This is a genomic window from Neobacillus camarae, from assembly GCF_054950115.1.
In genome coordinates, this window is sequence record NZ_JBUCKX010000002.1 from 957,691 (window position 1) to 973,640 (window position 15,950).

The following is a 15,950-nucleotide window of genomic DNA, read 5'->3' on the forward strand; positions in this document are numbered from 1 at the left end:
AATGGAGGCAGCACATGCAAAAGTATTTTGATGTCAGCTACATGTGGAATGCCATTCCACAGCTTATTCCATTTCTAAAGGTAACCTTTATGGTAGCCTTGCTATCGGTTTTGTTTGGGACGGTTTTAGGATTTATTTTAGCCTCTATGAAATTGGGACCGAGTAAAGTGGCGAAAAAAATCGCCAATGGTTATACCACCATCATCAGATGTACACCATCCATTGTTCTGTTATTTCTGGTTTATTATGGACTTCCGGCCATTGCCAGCAATTTTGGGACAGACATGAATACTCTTCCCACCGGTGTCTTTGTGGTCATTACCTTTTCGCTTCAGTTTGGTGCATTGATGTCAGAGGTGATGCGCACTGCTTATGAAGCAATAGACAAAGGCCAATTTGAGGCGGCTGTCAGTGTCGGGCTAAGCCCGGCACAGGCATTCCGGAGAATTGTTTTACCTCAGGCGTTTGTCGTAGCTTTACCCAATTTCGGCAACAGCTTCCTTGAATTGATGAAAGAGGGATCGTTAGCTTACACCATTGGGCTGGTAGATATTATGGGGAAGGCGAGTCTTATTGTATCCAATAACTATAATTCTCATTCACTAGAAATATACCTTGGATTATCGCTTATTTACTGGATTTTATCTATTTTAATAGAGCAGCTTTTCTCCGTGCTGGAGAAAATATTCAGTAAAGGCAAGCAAGTAATCAAAACAACGTAAGGGGGTGACAGAGTGTCGGTCGGCTTGAATTATCAGTTTTTAGTGAATACCTTTTTTGTTGCATTATCTGGGGTGCCTATAGCACTGATTATTACAGTTGTTTCTTTGCTCATTGCTCTGCCCTTGGGATTTTTGCTTGCCTTATCGCGGATTAATCGAATCCCCGTCATCAGTCAGTTTGCGCGGGTGTATGTTTCTTTTGTGAGAGGGACCCCAGTCATTGTTCAAATTTTTATTATCTTTACCAGTGTTCCCTTGCTGCTGACTCCTATCTTTGATAAATATCATGTAAAAACAAGCATCTATGACATCAATCCAATTTGGTACGCATTCATTGTTTTTTCCTTGAATACGACAGCTATTTTAATAGAGGTATTTCGTTCCGCGATTAGCACGGTAAGCAAAGGACAGCTAGAAGCTGCCTATTCGGTTGGTTTGAACAATGTGCAGGCATTTCGGAGAATTATCATTCCACAGACATTAGTGGTTGCATTGCCTAATATTTGTACAGCAACGGTCAATCTCATTAAAGCTACCTCTTTGGGCTACGCTTTGTCGTTACGGGAGATAACGTTAAGAGCCCAAGTGGCAGCCAATGTCGGCTACAATTATGTGGAAGCGTACATCGATATCTTTTTGGTCTACCTCCTTTTATGCAGCTTAGTAGAATATCTATTTAAGTTGTATGAAAAACGACTGAGGAAGTATAAAGTAGCGGGTGCCTGAAATCAGGACTGGAGGCAAAATCATGTTAGAGATTAACAATATCCATAAATCCTTTGGTAACAATGAGATTTTAAAAGGAGTACATTTAAAAATTGATAAGGGGGATGTGGTAGTCATTCTCGGCCCAAGCGGGTCGGGGAAGACGACCTTGCTCCGGTGCATCAACTTTCTAGAGAGGGCGGATGAGGGGCAGGCGATTTTTGGAGAGATTGATGTAAACCTCAAATCTGCCTCCAAAAAACAAATTCATCAAATCAGGCAAAAGACCGCGTTTGTGTTTCAGAATTATAATCTGTTTAATAATAAAACAGCGTTAGAGAATGTGACAGAAGGTCTTATTATTGGGAGAAAGGTTCCAAAAGCGGAAGCTAATGCGATAGGGAAGCAGGCATTGGAGAAAGTCGGTTTGTCAGATAAGTTGGACTCCTACCCTAGTCAGTTGTCTGGAGGCCAGCAGCAGCGGGTAGGCATCGCTAGAGCCATTGCGTTAAATCCCGATATTATTCTATTTGATGAGCCCACATCAGCCCTCGATCCGGAACTGGTCGGGGAAGTATTAGCCGTTATGAAGACAATCGCAAAAGAAGGAACAACCATGCTGGTTGTCACCCACGAAATGTCTTTCGCCAAAGATGTAGCAAACAAAGTCATCTTCATGGACGGGGGAGTCATAGTAGAAGAAAACACCCCTCATGAAATCTTCTCCAGACCAAAAGAAGAAAGAACCAAGCAATTTTTAAAGCGGGTCATACCCGAGGACTTCATTTATAATATTTGAACAAAAAGGGGCCTGTCCCCCACTGCTTTAAAGTAGTGGGGGACAGGCCCCCGTTGCGTTAAAGCGTTGCTGTAGCGGGGGGCCCTTTATATGACTTTCCGCTGCCAATACATGACTTCCTTTATTACCTTCTTCACTACTGGGTATGATTTCCAAACTTTATACTAGGTCTTGTTGGGATATTTTTCTAGGTCTGTGGTCGTAGTCAAGATTACAGTAACCGTCCGATGTTGGAAATTGGTTGGAAAACCTATAATGAAAAAGTCAAATTCAGTAAAACGACTGGACTTAAATGTAAAGAACCGGGTGGAGAAAAAAATAAGTAGTAAAGGGGTAGAAAAAATGCAGTCATGGATTAAGTTTTCACTAAAGAATGCAGGCGTTATTTTTATTGCGATGATCATGGTGGTCGTGGGAGGGATTTTTTCGGTACGGACGATGAAGATGGAATCAATGCCGAATGTCGACATTCCCTATATGGTTGTACAGGTTCCGTATATAGGGGCGACACCTGAACAAGGACTCGAGGATATCGGCAAGCCGTTGGAACAAACCTTATCGGGACTAAAGAAGCTCGATAATTTGTACATCGAAGCCCACAGCAATGTGGTCGTGGCTATTCTCGAGTTCGAAATGAGCAAGGATATGGATGAAGCGGAAAAAGATGTGACCACAGCGGTTTCCTCCATGAAGCTGCCGGAAGGAGCGGAGAAACCGGATATCCTAAAGGACGGTCCTTCAGCGATGCCGGTCTTCACATTTGCGCTTGTCTCGGAAACCGCCAATCAATCGGACCTGACCCAATATATCAACGAGAAGATCAAGCCGGCACTGACTGGCATCGACGGGGCCGGAGGCATTGATATTTCGGGTGAAACGGAAAAGGAAGTCGCGATTAAGCTGGACCCTGAAAAAATGCTGCAGCATGGCATCACATATGAAGCAGTCAAGCAAACATTGTCAGCCAACCATTTTTCATTTCCGGCCGGGCAGGTCAATGTGGATGATAAAACATTCAATGTGCAAGCTGACTTTAAACTGGATTCTGTTGAGGATGTAAAAAACGTTCAAATATTATCACCGGCGCCAACCGGTATCCAAAAAGTGAAACTGTCGGACGTTGCCGACATTACCTATGGCAATAAAAACGAAACCGTCTATACAAGGTTAAACGAAAAGCCAGCCGTTCTTGTGGAAATGAAGGCCCAAGCCGGTTCTAATGCCGTGCAATTAGTAAGCGAAGCAAAGAAAAAATTGGATGAATTGAATCTTCCCGAAGGCTACACCTTAACCAAACTTTACGATACATCGAAAGAAGTTAAATCGTCAGTGGATAGTATGTTGCGGGAAGTGTTGTTGGGCACCTTGTTCGCAGTCATCGTGACATTCGTGTTCCTGCGTAATATCCGGGCCACCATCGTCGCGGTCCTGTCGATTCCCTTATCCATTTTAGCCTCGATGATTACCTTGAAGTATTTCGGCTACAGCTTGAACATGATGACACTGGCCGGGATTGCCGTAGCCGTGGGGCGGGTCATCGATGACTCAATCGTTGTCATCGAAAACGTTTATCGCCGGACATTAACGAGCCCGAACCGGGATGAAAAACTGGTTCTGACGGCAGCTAAAGAAGTGGGAGGAGCGATTACTTCGTCCACCCTTACAACAATCGCCGTATTCGGACCATTGTCGTTTGTGCCGGGGATCATCGGTAAGTTCTTTGCCCCGTTTGGCATCACCGTCATCGTGGCGCTGGCGTTTTCGTTAATTGTCTCGTTAACCGTCGTGCCGTTGTTGGCGAAACTGTTCTTGCTGCGGATTAAACCGAAAGAGGAAAAAGAAACGATTTTTGAAAAAGCGTATAAATCAACTCTGTCTTGGGCGTTAAAAAGAAGAGCCATCACCCTTGTGTTAGCCATCCTCATGTTTGCCGGATCGCTTGTCTTGGTTCCGATGATTCCACAGAACTTTTTGCCGCAGGAAAAAGCGGTATCCTACCGGCTAACCGGGGAACTGCCGGCCGGAACATCTTTGGAAAAATCAAACCAGTTGGCTGTGGAAATGGAGCAAATTTTAAAACAGGAGAAACAGGTCAAATATATTCAAACGATTGCAAGCGGCGAATACATTCGTTTTTCCATTGACCTGAAGGATGACACCACCAAGCAGCAAACGGAAGCTTTTGAAAAACGGGTCAGGGACCAATCGGAAAAACTGGACAGCGATATGCAGGTGGCACTTGCCCCAGTCGGGATTGTCGGAACCAGCGGCCTCGCGTTAATGGTGGAAGGCGGAAATGCCAATGACTTGGAGAAAGCGGGCAACATGATCACCGAAAAGCTTCAGGGCATTGAGGGCTTGGAAAATGTGGAATCCAACCTTTCCGGTGTCAAAGAGCAGCTGCAGCTGGATATCCATGATGAAAAGGCGGTTGAAAAAGGGCTAAGCCCGATTATGGTGGCCGGGTTTGTCAGAGAACTGATATCCGGTGACAATGTCGCCAACATGCAAGTGGACGGAAAAACGACCGGTATCCATTTAACCTTGAACAGCGAACCATTAAATTCGATTGATGAAATCATGAGCCAGAGCATGACCAACGCCATGGGTCAGCAAGTCCTCCTTTCAGAAGTGGCGAGCTTGAAAAAAGCGCCAAGCCCTTCCGCTTTATATCGGTTAAACCAGCAAGCTTATGTGCAGATTAGCGGACGCATCACCACCGACAATAGTTCAGGAGTGCAGGCGGAAGTGGATAAACGGATGAAAGAGCTGGATTTGCCGGAAGGGATCACCTACCATTCTGAAGGCCAGGCGCAAGCAATGAATGAAGGGTTTACCAATATGATGATTGCCATGGCCGTAGCCGTTGTACTCGTATTTATCGTGATGCTAATCGCATTCGGAAACATGATGATGCCTGTTGCCATCCTGTCATCGCTGCCGTTTTTATTCTCGGGAGGCTTACTGGGATTGTTCGTGACGAAGCAGGCGCTGGGGATGCCGGCTCTAGTAGGGTTCTTGATGTTAATTGGAATCGTCGTGACCAACGCGATTGTGTTAATGGACCGTGTGAAGCAAAATGAAGGAAAAGGCATGGAGTTGAAGGCTGCCCTGATCGATGCAGGAAAAACACGGCTTCGCCCGATCCTGATGACGGCATTGGCAACGATTGGTGCGTTACTGCCCTTGGCGCTTTCCAGCGAAGGCGGACTCATTTCCCGCTCTCTCGCCATCGTGGTCATCTCAGGACTAACCACATCGACGTTATTAACATTAGTCATCGTGCCAACCACCTACCACATCATGAAAACCATCAAGACCAAAATCGCAAAGAGGAAAACCAGCAAGGCAGCCAAAGGGAAGCGCGGGGCCGGTTCTGTTGCCTCCATCAAGGAAGACACCATTATCGCTTCAAGCAAATACTAGGAAAAATCGGCAAAAAACCTCGGGGCCATACATCCCTGAGGTTTTTTGTGCGAAAAAGTTGATCCGCTTGCCTGAAACTCTATTCAAAAGATGCCTGAAATTTGACACATAACCGACGTCGTCCGGCATTCCTTTTAAGATATAATAGTTTTTGGTTTTTGTCAGAACATATCTAGAATTAAGGAGTCTATGACTATGCTAAAAAAATCCAGGGTTTGCACACCTGGCTTATTGATGGATTTTTTGGCTGTCTCTCAAAAAGCAGCCATTGCCTCTCAACCGTGGATTGGCAGAAATAATAAGATAGAGGCTGACCGGGCTGGAACAACAGCCATGCGGGAGGCGATGAACGGGATTCATATGTACGGCAGGATTGTGATAGGCGAAGGGGAAATGGATGAAGCCCCGATGCTCTACATTAATGAGGTGCTTGGAACCGGAAACGGCCCCCATGTGGATATCGCGGTAGACCCTGTAGAGGGGACCACCTTAATGGCGCATGGACAGGCCAACTCGCTTGCGGTTATTGCGGTCGGGGAACGGGGAAGCCTGCTGCACGCCCCCGATATGTATATGAAAAAAATAGCTGTGGGTCCAAAAGCAAAAGGCTGCATTGATATCGAGAAATCCTTAACGGAAAATATGAGAGCCGTGGCCGAAGCACTGGGAAAAGAGATCACGGATTTAAATATCATGATTCAGGACCGTCCCCGTCACGAGGTGTTAATCCATGAAGTCATTGAAGCTGGCGCCAGCGTGAAGTTATTTTCTGATGTGGATATAACGGGAGCAATTGCCACCGCTATTGATGACATCGACGTTGATATGTTAGTGGGAACGGGCGGCGCACCGGAGGGAGTCATCTCCGCAACTGCCTTAAAGTGCTTGGGTGGGGACTTCCAAGGTAAACTAATTCCACAGAATGAGGAGGAGTATACCCGCTGCCTCAAAATGGGAATCACGGACCCTGAAAAGCCGTTAACCCTAGACGACATTGTCAAAAGTGACGACTGTTTTTTTGTCGCCACCGGCATAACCGGAGGCACCCTATTAAAAGGCGTCAGGGCCCAAAATGGAGCGCTAAAAACCCATTCCCTGTTTACCATCGGTGGAGCAGCCAACTGCTTCCAGTATGTGGATTCGACTTTTTATTAAAATGAAGCCGATTGTCAGAAAAGTGCAGGATTACTTCAAGTAAATATCAGAATGAATGTGAGTACCTCGGGGCTTTTGACAGCCTTGAGGTTTTTTTATAGAAAAAAATTTTCATTTTCGCTTGACTTAGAGCTAACTCAAAGTAATAGCATGTAAATAAAAGGGAGGCGATGTTCATGTTTAGTATTTCGGAGGTATCAAAGGTAACGGGATTTTCCGCTCATACTTTAAGATACTATGAAAAAATCGGATTATTTTCCAAACCGGATCGAAGCAGTGGGAAACGCCTGTATTCCGAAGGGGATATCCGGCTGCTCCAATTTATGAAGGTTCTCAAAAATACGGGAATGTCTCTAGAGAATATCCAACAATTTTTAGTCGATGGATGCATTTTAGAAAATCAGGAGCCAAGGGATGAAAAAAGTCCAAAGGTGCAAAAACGGATTGATATATTACAAAGGCATTTACATTCGTTAAAAACACAAAAGGAAGAAATCGAAATGGTGATTAAGCTCACGGAAGAGAAACTGTCCATTTATCAAGAAATGTTAGAGGGGGACGAAAAGGATGGGTAAAATATATGCGATGTTACTGGGGTTTGCAGTTTTTACGGGTGCAACTTTTAATTTGGCGAAATTCTCAGTTGAATATTTCTCAGCAGCCAGTGCGGCGGCATGGAGATTTGGAATTGCTGCCGTGGTGATGGTATTAGTTTTAGGAATACGGAAAAATATCAGATGGAGCATGATACGAAAGTATGGAGCGTTGTACTCCATTTTAGGGGTCATCGGCATTTTTGGGTTTAACGCATTCTTCTTTATTGGAATGAAATCTACCTCACCCCTAAATGGGGCCTTAATTATGGCGGCCAATCCGTTGCTGACCTCCATTTTGGCTTATTTCATTCTCGGGAACCCTTTAACAAAAAGGCAAGTGATGGGGATTGTATTCGGTTTAATAGGTGTTGTATTGGTTTTAACCCATGGATCGTGGGAAGTCATTAAAACTCTCTCGCTATCTAAGGGTGACTTCCTTGTGCTGCTGGGCAATGTATGCTGGGCTTTGTATGGGGTATTGGGCAGGAAGTACTTAAAAGGGAGTTCATCTATGGAGACGACTACCTACACGATGATGGTCGGTGCTGCATGCCTTGTCGGCTTATCCGTTTTCCTGCCGGGAACTGAACCTCTTCCGTCAGTACCCTTAGCGGCCTGGGGCGCGATTTTATTTATGGCCGTTTTCACATCGGTATTGGGTTATTTATGGTGGAACAAAGGGATGGAAAGGATAGGGGCAAGCAAGACCTCGTTATTCTTTAACTTGGTTCCGGTCGTCACCATGATTTTGTCTGTCCTCACAGGAACACCGGTCTCCATTTCCCAACTGTTGGGGACGGTACTGGTTATCACAGGGGTACTGGTTTCAACTGGCTTTTTAAAAATGAAACGGAGTCGTAACCTCTCGACCCATCAGGTATGATGTGAATGGCGCTGCTGATTCACCGCATCCCATCAAACAGCCTCATCCTTCTCAAAATTCTATTATCGTAGTATTATTAAAATAATTTAAATTATATAAAAATAACAAAGGGTTGGAGCTGTAATGAGATTAGAAAAGCTAGAAGAGTTGATGAATAAGAGAAAAGAAGAGTATTTGGAGCAGCTGTTTAGGCTGCTGCGGCACAAAAGCATTAGCACGCAGAATGTGGGCATCAGGGAATGCGCCGGGCTGGTCCAGCAGATGATGGAGGAAATCGGCATTGATACCCGATTAATCGAGACGGAGGGACATCCGGTTGTCTATGGGGAACTCATCAAACCGGAGAATGCCTTTACCCTCCTTCTCTATGGGCATTATGATGTCCAGCCGCCTGAACCCCTAGAGGAATGGATATCGCCGCCATTTGAACCGGCCGTCCGCGATGGCAGAGTGTATGCCCGCGGCGCTGGGGACAATAAAGGGCAGCTGATGGCCCAGCTTCTCGGAATTAAAACGTACTTGGATATGTTCGGCGACCTGCCGATCAATGTCAAGTTTGTGTTTGAAGGGGAAGAGGAAATCGGCAGCGTCCATCTGGCTTCCTTTGTAGAGGAGCACAAAGAGCTATTGCGGGCGGACCTTGTCTACACGGCCGACGGCTCTTCCCATAACAGCGGCCTGCCGCTGATCCTGCTTGGGGTAAGGGGGATGCTGGCGGTGGAATTAAAAGCGAAAGGAGCCGGCTGGGATAATCATTCAGGCAACACTGGCAATATTGTTCCCAATCCGGTCTGGAAGCTGATCGACTTATTGCAGACGATGCGCGATCAAGACGGGCGCGTGTTGATTGACGGATTTTACGATCATATTCGCCAGCCTTCTGGGCGGGACATGGAGCTGCTTCGCGCTTTACCCTATGACGCGGAAAATATCGGAGAGAAGATTGGCTTTACCTCTCTTGAGATGGACGGCGAAGCATATTACCGCAAGCTGACCATGGAACCGACCTTTAACATCTGCGGAATCCAAAGCGGCTATGCTGGGGAGGGGGTGAAGACCATCATCCCGGCTGAAGCGGTGTTGAAGATGGATATTCGTCTGGTCGTCGACCAAGACCCGATGGATATCTACGACAAACTTTGCCGGCATGTCCAGAGGCACGCCCCTGACATGGAAGTCAACTACATGGGTTCAATGCTTCCGTCGAGGACGCCGGCCGACCTTGAGGTCATCAGGGTCGTGACGGAAGCGGTCGGACAAGCCCATGGCCAGGAACCGCTAATCCAGCCGAGCCTTGCCGGGTCGCTCCCGGATTATGTTTGGACCAAAATTTTAGGGGCACCGTCAATCATTGTCCCTTATGCCAATTTTGACCAAAGGAATCATTCCCCGAATGAAAACATTCGCATCGATTATTTTTTTAACGGCATGAAGTCCATCTGTCATGTGATTCATGCCCTTGGAGAATTGGCCAAGTATTAAGACTAGAGAAGCAGAGCTTAGTTTGAGCAGAGAAAGGCAGGATTTTAGTAATGAGTCAAATTCAACAAGATGTATCTTCGAAACGTCCGAAATATTTGTCGTTATTAAATGGTGTAGAACGCGCCGGCAACCGGCTGCCCCACCCAGTATTGATTTTTCTCTATTTAACGGTTTTTGTGGTGTTGGTTTCCTGGATACTCAATAAAATAGGCATAACCGTAGCGGTGCCTGGACAGAAGGGGGAGCTGGCGGTCAAAAGCCTGCTCTCCGCCGAAGGCATTCAATTTATGCTAACCTCAATGATTAGCAATTTTGTAGAGTTTAAACCACTGGGGCTGGTCATCACATTTACCCTTGGAGTGGGACTGGCAGAAAAATCAGGCCTGTTTGAAGCAGCGATTAAACGGACTCTTGTGAAAGCGCCAAAAGGCGTGATTACCTATTCCGTATTGTTTATCGGGATTATGAGCAATATCGCAGCGGATTCCGCTTATATTATTGTACCGCCCATGGCCGCCATGATCTTCCACCTGTTTGGCAGGAATCCAATTGCAGGTTTGGCGGCCGGAATTGCCGGGACCGGCATTGGCTTTACGGCCAATCTATTAGTCTCCTCCTTTGATGCCGCTTTAAGCGGCCTGTCGACCCATGCGGCCCAGGCCATTGACCCAGGCGTTGTGGTCAAAACGGTAGACAACTGGTATTTTATGAGCGCATCCGTGATTGTGCTCACCATTGTTGGGGCGTTTGTGACTGAAAAAATCCTGGAGCCAAGGCTGGGAAGTTATCAGGGCGACGTCAAAGTCGAACTGGACGATGAGACAACCAAGAATCCGTTAATCGGGAAGGGCTTGCGGAATACCTTGATTGCCACTGTTCTTTTTTGGGGTCTTATCGTGCTGGCCCTGTTGATTCCGGATTCGCCATTAAGAGGGAAAAACGGCAGTATCATGGAGTCCCCATTTATGGATGGCATCAACACCATTCTATTGTTGTTCTTTTTGGTGGTCGGACTGGCCTATGGAATTACGGTGAAAAAAATAACCGGAATCCATGATGTGGTAAAAATCATGGGGGAATCGATTAAGGATATATCAGGGTTTATTGTATTGGCGTTTTTTATCGCGCAATTTATCGCCTATCTAGGATGGAGCAACCTGACCGTGTTTACCGCGGTCAATGGCGCGGACCTACTGAAGTCAGCTCATTTGTCGGGAATGCCGGCGGTCATCCTGCTGGTATTGGTAACTGCACTGTCGAGTTTGTTTGTCACTAGCGGTGTCGGCCTCTGGTCGCTCTTGGCCCCGATTTTCGTGCCGATGTTCATGGTGTTGGGCTTTCACCCGGCGTTTATTCAAGTGGCTTACCGGATTGCTGATTCCGTAACCAACATGATCACGCCGCTGAACCCGTTTGTCGCCGTCATGCTGGGATTCCTGATTAAATACGACAAAAAGGCAGGGCTCGGGACCCATATAGCGTTAGTGTTTCCATACACCGTCGCTTTCCTCATTGCATGGATTGTGATGCTATTGGTATTTGGTTTGTTTCATATTCCGGTCGGGCCGAATGTAACGATGTACTTAGAATAAAGTGCTTCAAATTATGCACGATGAAAAAGTGTCGAGGAGGACCCCTCGACACTTTTCATTTGGCACTTAAAAACATTCAAAAGACTGGACGCTTTGGATAATATAATTCCCGCTTCCTCGTTATGTTCGCGGACAGACTGAGGGTTGCGGCGTAAAAAAACACAACAAGCTTGTATTAGCTTGTTGTGCCTTCCATCCATACTGCAGTCCACCATACGCTGTGTACGGTCCGTAAGTTTTTGAATTATTGTTCACTTGAAATCCAAGTCTTTGATCGTGGTTTTTTTATAAGTTCTGCTGAGGTCATGTGCCTTTTTGTATAACGGATTTTGATTGCCGTGGCTCATTTGGCCGACAAATTTAATGGTTACCTTATCTTTTAACGGCTCCCATAACTCATGGAGTTCTTTTATGTAGGGTTTTACGTTTTCTTCGTACGACTTGCTGTTGAAGGAGATTGCTTTGGTCCATGACTCCTGGTCTGTTATGACCATTGCTTTGGTGAAGTTGTTCTTCTTGATGAGAATAAGGGCATCCAGCAGGGCCAGGTATTCACATATATTCGGTTTGGCAGTTTGGATGTTCCGGAGGTTGGATATGCCGGTTACGATATCCCTGTTTTCAACAAGCACCAGGCCGGTTCCCGCTTGGCCTTTGTTAAAATTGTACGAACCATCCATGATGACAAAGGGAACTTCTCTTGAGACATTCTTGCAAAGTGGCATTAAGAATTTTTCCTTTGAACTCCTAGGTTGAGGTTCTTTTGCAGCGGTTTTAGTACCTTTCCGGTAATGGTCCAAGATATCCTGTATATGAAAAAATTTCTTTTCTCCCACCTGCTCAAAAGGCATTCCTTTTTTTAGAAGAGGTGCTAAATGCTCCTTTGTGATTCTTAGTGTTTGGAGAATCGTTTCTTGTGAGACATATTCTTGTAATGTCCTGCCTTTTTTATCACGAAAATCCTTTTCTAGTCTCTCTTGGGAGGGGGAATAGGTTTCCAGCCATTTTACGACTTCGGATTCCAGAAATCGATATTGGGTTCCAATCAGGTAATGAGGCATGCCGTCATTCAGGCAAGCATTTATTTCAGCCTTCGTGAGTTTTAATTTTGCTCGCAACTCGTCTTTTAACAGTAAGGTAACTGTGGGGTTCGGTAGGGTCATTTTATTCAAAGTTCTCACCTGCATGATTAATATGGTAGAAAGACGCGTTCACACTTCTGCCGAATCCATCTATCCCATTTATTTTACCAATTTTTTGCCGATAGTGTTAATAGTTAGTAGATTTATGCAAACGGAACTAGAAAATTTTAATGTCTTGACCCTCCTATGTTATTGGCGTAACCTTAAAAAGGTTAGTATTCTAGCATACCTAAAAAGATGGAAGAGGTGCTACTCTTGAAACGGTACAAAACGTTATTGTTCGATGTTGATAATACCCTGTTGGATTTTAGTGCGGCTGAAAGAGAAGCATTGAGATCGCTTTTTGAAGAACAAAAGATTTCATTAACATCTGAAATGGAACAGAGCTATATGCAGATCAATCAGGGGCTCTGGAAGTCCTTTGAAGAAGGAAAAATCGACCGTGATGAAGTGGTGAATACTCGATTTTCGCTTTTATTTCAGGAATATGGGAAAGAGGTAGATGGGGAGTTTCTAGAAAAGCGGTACCGTTCCTATCTGGATCTGGGCCATCAGCTGGTGGAAGGCGCCCTGGAGTTAATCACCAAACTGCAAAGCGGACATGACTTATATATCGTGACAAACGGCGTAGCCACAACTCAGGATAAACGCCTGCGAGCTTCTGGACTATACCCATTTTTCAAGGATATTTTCGTATCGGAGACCGTCGGTTTTCAAAAGCCAATGAAGCCATACTTTGACTTCGTCTTCGCCAAAATTCCAAATATCCTATTGGAAGAAACACTCATCATCGGCGACACCTTTAACTCAGACATCAAAGGCGGATACCTCGCCGGCATCGACACCTGCTGGTATAACCCAGAACAAAAGCTCAACCCAACCAACATCACACCAACCTACGAAATAAAAGAACTAGAAGAACTGTACAGCATCCTAAAATAAAGAATGGGGCCTGTCCCCCACTGCAGTAACGCTTTACTGCAGTGGGGGACAGGCCCCCGGTACTTTAACGCGTTACTTAGGCGGGGGACAGGCCCCCAACGTATTAACGCATTACCAGAGTGGGGGACTCGCTCCATTCGTGTTTCTAATTCAGAAAAGATATATATCATCCAAGGCGACAAGCTAGTGTGTTCTTATGCCTAAGCAATCACGAGGCTTCTTGATAGTTGATCCACGGCAATAATGGCATTCGCTACATCATCGGCTGTAATCTCCGGTGACTGGTTGCTCATGGTTTCTCCCTCTTTGGTAGCGGCTATGCCTACTTTCACAAGATCGTCATAGCTGGCGTCTTCCAAATGTAATTCCCTCAACGTGGTTGGAAGCCCTAATTGACGGTAAAAATCAATATATTTCATGATTTCATGATGTGGATGCAGTTCTAACACTAATTGAACCAGTGTCCCGTAGGCAACTTTTTCTCCATGGGTTAAGTGATGGATGTCGCCGTCAAGGACGGTAAATCCATTATGGATGGCATGTGCGGCAGCTAATCCGCCGCTTTCAAAGCCGATGCCCGATAGTAGTGTGTTGGCTTCTACCACCGCCTCCACTTGCTTAGTTACCAGGCCTTTTTGTACAGCTTGGTAGGCAGGAAGGCCGTATTTGAATAAAGTTTCCTCACATGCCTGGGCTATGGCTTTGGCGGCAATGCTTACTTTCCCTCCAGCCATGGTGGTGCTGTCACTATTGATTGTGGCTCGTACCTCCACCCATGTCGCCATGGCATCGGCTATGCCGGAAGCCAGGAATCTGGCAGGGGCTTTTGCAACAACGGCTGTATCGACCAGAACAAGGTCGGGATTTTTCTTATAAAATTTATAGGATTCAAATTCGCCTGACTCCGAATAAATAACGGCTAAAGCGCTTGTCGGGGCGTCAGTGGATGCTGTGCTGGGAACAATCACTACTTTTACATTCAGGCCGTCTGCAATGGCTTTGGCGGTATCAAGGGTCTTTCCTCCTCCAATCCCGACGACCACATCGGCATTATGGGATTTTCCAATTTCGACTACACGCTGTATTTCCTGGAGGGATGCTTCACCATTAAATGGTACATAGTGATAATTGAGTTTTTCCTCGGTTAGACTGGCAGTTATGGTTTCTCCCGTAATGTTCCAAACAATCCCATCCGAAAGAAGCAGTGGTTTTTGGCCCATTTCGCTTAGATAATGCCCAATGCTTTTTAACACACCTTTGCCTTGAATGTACTTACTTGGTGATTGAAATATAATGACTGACATAATAATCTTCCCCTTTCACCGATTTGAACTACCAATTCCATTATAGCACTGGAAAATTTTATTAAATGGATGTTTGCAGACTGTCATAAAAGGTTCAAAATTCTTAAACAGTGAAACTCCTTTCTCTCCTGGAGGTAAAAGATACATTTTATGGTATCATGGATTTATCCTCAATTTAGGGGCAAGTTTTCCGTATGTTCAGATGTCCTATGTGGTATTGTTTAACTTCAAAAAAGCTTTTTCATTTTTTAATATTTTTTAAGTTCAAGAGGGATTTTAAAGAGCTGCCATGCCGCAATTTCAATCTTCTAGTGATCCCTTCTTTGGATTAACAATTGAAACAAGTTGGGAGGAATGAGGATGGGGAAAGTCATTTTTGTAACGGGAGCAAGCAGAGGGTTGGGCTTAGCTATGGTTGAACAATTCTTAAAAAATGGCTGCTTCGTATGGACAGGTGCCCGGACAAAGGAAACTCCTGAGTTGACTCAGCTAAGGGGCCAATACCCAGGGATGCTGGAGTGTGTGGAGCTGGATGTTTCCGATGATCAAAGTGTGCAGAGGGCTAAAGAGTTCATTTTTAGCAAAACAGAAAAAATTGATTGGCTGATTAACAATGCTGCAATCTTGGGGGAGATTCAATCTACCTTGTTCGACCGGCTTGATTTCGATGAGATGCTGAAGGTTTATAATACGAATGCTTTAGGTCCGTTGCGGATGGCTAATGCTTTGATTCCGCTGGTTTTAAACAGTGACAGCAAGTTGGTTGTCAATATTTCTTCCGAGGCAGGGAGCATTCAGGATTGCAGGCGGGTGAATCAATTTGCTTACACAATGTCGAAGGCGGCGCTTAACATGCAGTCCAATTTGCTGCATAATCAGCTTGCTGAACGTGGCGGGCGTGTGCTGACGCTTCACCCTGGCTGGATCCAATCCTATATGCAGGGAAAATTGGATGAAGCAGCCGACCTTACACCGGAACAAGCGGCAAGTTATGTTATACAAGTTATTTCAAACTATGAAGCTAGCAGTGAACGTCAAGCTAAATTTTTAGATTACTTGGGAAACGAGAGGCGCTGGTAAAGGGACAAGGAGAGAATCTGGTTCAAACACTTCAGTATAACAACAAACCCAACCACACCATACAAGAACAATAAAATGGGGCCTGTCCCCCACTGCAGTAAAGCGTTACTGCAGTGGGGGAC

At 45.5% G+C, this 15,950-nt stretch carries 13 protein-coding genes; 11 read left to right on the top strand and 2 right to left on the bottom strand.

Annotated elements, in window-relative coordinates; all coding sequences use genetic code 11:
• Positions 1–14: 14 nt before the first annotated feature.
• The 9 genes from ACY8D0_RS12245 to ACY8D0_RS12285 all read left to right on the top strand — a co-directional run bounded on the left by ACY8D0_RS12245 (position 15) and on the right by ACY8D0_RS12285 (position 11,360).
• Positions 15–722: an amino acid ABC transporter permease gene (locus tag ACY8D0_RS12245; RefSeq protein WP_462410785.1), complete on the top strand. Its 708-nt coding sequence runs from the start codon at positions 15–17 to the stop codon at positions 720–722.
• Positions 723–734: 12 nt separating this feature from the next.
• Complete coding sequence (locus ACY8D0_RS12250) at positions 735–1,448, top strand: amino acid ABC transporter permease (RefSeq protein WP_462410786.1); 714 nt, start codon at positions 735–737, stop codon at positions 1,446–1,448.
• A gap of 22 nt (positions 1,449–1,470) precedes the next feature.
• A complete protein-coding gene (locus tag ACY8D0_RS12255; protein ID WP_462410787.1) occupies positions 1,471–2,226 on the top strand; it encodes an amino acid ABC transporter ATP-binding protein in 756 nt (251 codons plus the stop codon).
• Between the two features lie 255 nt (positions 2,227–2,481).
• Entirely contained in the window at positions 2,482–5,652 is a 3,171-nt protein-coding gene (locus tag ACY8D0_RS12260) for an efflux RND transporter permease subunit (RefSeq protein ID WP_462410788.1), read from the top strand.
• A gap of 189 nt (positions 5,653–5,841) precedes the next feature.
• Positions 5,842–6,807: a class II fructose-bisphosphatase gene (glpX, locus tag ACY8D0_RS12265; RefSeq protein ID WP_462410789.1), complete on the top strand. Its 966-nt coding sequence runs from the start codon at positions 5,842–5,844 to the stop codon at positions 6,805–6,807.
• Between the two features lie 176 nt (positions 6,808–6,983).
• On the top strand, positions 6,984–7,382 hold the full coding sequence (locus ACY8D0_RS12270) for a MerR family transcriptional regulator (protein WP_462410790.1): 399 nt from the start codon (positions 6,984–6,986) through the stop codon (positions 7,380–7,382).
• A complete protein-coding gene (locus ACY8D0_RS12275) occupies positions 7,375–8,286 on the top strand; it encodes a DMT family transporter (protein WP_462410791.1) in 912 nt (303 codons plus the stop codon). The genes ACY8D0_RS12270 and ACY8D0_RS12275 overlap by 8 nt, the downstream gene beginning before the upstream one ends.
• 123 nt (positions 8,287–8,409) lie before the next feature.
• Positions 8,410–9,768 carry a M20/M25/M40 family metallo-hydrolase gene (locus tag ACY8D0_RS12280; RefSeq protein WP_462410792.1) on the top strand — a complete coding sequence of 453 codons (1,359 nt, stop codon included), beginning with the start codon at positions 8,410–8,412 and terminating at the stop codon, positions 9,766–9,768.
• Positions 9,769–9,818: 50 nt separating this feature from the next.
• Entirely contained in the window at positions 9,819–11,360 is a 1,542-nt protein-coding gene (locus ACY8D0_RS12285) for an AbgT family transporter (RefSeq protein WP_462410793.1), read from the top strand.
• Positions 11,361–11,611: 251 nt separating this feature from the next.
• Here ACY8D0_RS12285 and ACY8D0_RS12290 read toward each other — a convergent pair whose 3' ends face one another.
• Entirely contained in the window at positions 11,612–12,523 is a 912-nt protein-coding gene (locus ACY8D0_RS12290; protein WP_462411352.1) for a reverse transcriptase-like protein, read from the bottom strand.
• Positions 12,524–12,757: 234 nt separating this feature from the next.
• Between ACY8D0_RS12290 and ACY8D0_RS12295 the strand changes: the two genes are divergently transcribed.
• Positions 12,758–13,444, top strand: coding sequence for a YjjG family noncanonical pyrimidine nucleotidase (locus tag ACY8D0_RS12295; RefSeq protein ID WP_462410794.1), 687 nt, complete (start codon positions 12,758–12,760; stop codon positions 13,442–13,444).
• Positions 13,445–13,644: 200 nt separating this feature from the next.
• On the opposite strand, the gene ACY8D0_RS12300 is transcribed toward ACY8D0_RS12295, so the two are convergent.
• Positions 13,645–14,748, bottom strand: coding sequence for a glycerol dehydrogenase (locus ACY8D0_RS12300; RefSeq protein ID WP_462410795.1), 1,104 nt, complete (start codon positions 14,746–14,748; stop codon positions 13,645–13,647).
• Positions 14,749–15,108: 360 nt separating this feature from the next.
• On the opposite strand from ACY8D0_RS12300, the gene ACY8D0_RS12305 reads away from it, so the two are divergent.
• A complete protein-coding gene (locus ACY8D0_RS12305; protein ID WP_462410796.1) occupies positions 15,109–15,828 on the top strand; it encodes an SDR family oxidoreductase in 720 nt (239 codons plus the stop codon).
• Positions 15,829–15,950 lie beyond the last annotated feature (122 nt).

Coding starts and splice junctions, on each gene's coding strand:
- ACY8D0_RS12245 (WP_462410785.1), top strand. CDS start 15: ATGCAAAAGTATTTTGATGTCAGCTACATGTGGAATGCCATTCCACAG.
- ACY8D0_RS12255 (WP_462410787.1), top strand. CDS start 1,471: ATGTTAGAGATTAACAATATCCATAAATCCTTTGGTAACAATGAGATT.
- ACY8D0_RS12260 (WP_462410788.1), top strand. CDS start 2,482: ATGAAAAAGTCAAATTCAGTAAAACGACTGGACTTAAATGTAAAGAAC.
- glpX (WP_462410789.1), top strand. CDS start 5,842: ATGACTATGCTAAAAAAATCCAGGGTTTGCACACCTGGCTTATTGATG.
- ACY8D0_RS12270 (WP_462410790.1), top strand. CDS start 6,984: ATGTTTAGTATTTCGGAGGTATCAAAGGTAACGGGATTTTCCGCTCAT.
- ACY8D0_RS12275 (WP_462410791.1), top strand. CDS start 7,375: ATGGGTAAAATATATGCGATGTTACTGGGGTTTGCAGTTTTTACGGGT.
- ACY8D0_RS12280 (WP_462410792.1), top strand. CDS start 8,410: ATGAGATTAGAAAAGCTAGAAGAGTTGATGAATAAGAGAAAAGAAGAG.
- ACY8D0_RS12285 (WP_462410793.1), top strand. CDS start 9,819: ATGAGTCAAATTCAACAAGATGTATCTTCGAAACGTCCGAAATATTTG.
- ACY8D0_RS12290 (WP_462411352.1), bottom strand. CDS start 12,523: ATGACCCTACCGAACCCCACAGTTACCTTACTGTTAAAAGACGAGTTG.
- ACY8D0_RS12300 (WP_462410795.1), bottom strand. CDS start 14,748: ATGTCAGTCATTATATTTCAATCACCAAGTAAGTACATTCAAGGCAAA.
- ACY8D0_RS12305 (WP_462410796.1), top strand. CDS start 15,109: ATGGGGAAAGTCATTTTTGTAACGGGAGCAAGCAGAGGGTTGGGCTTA.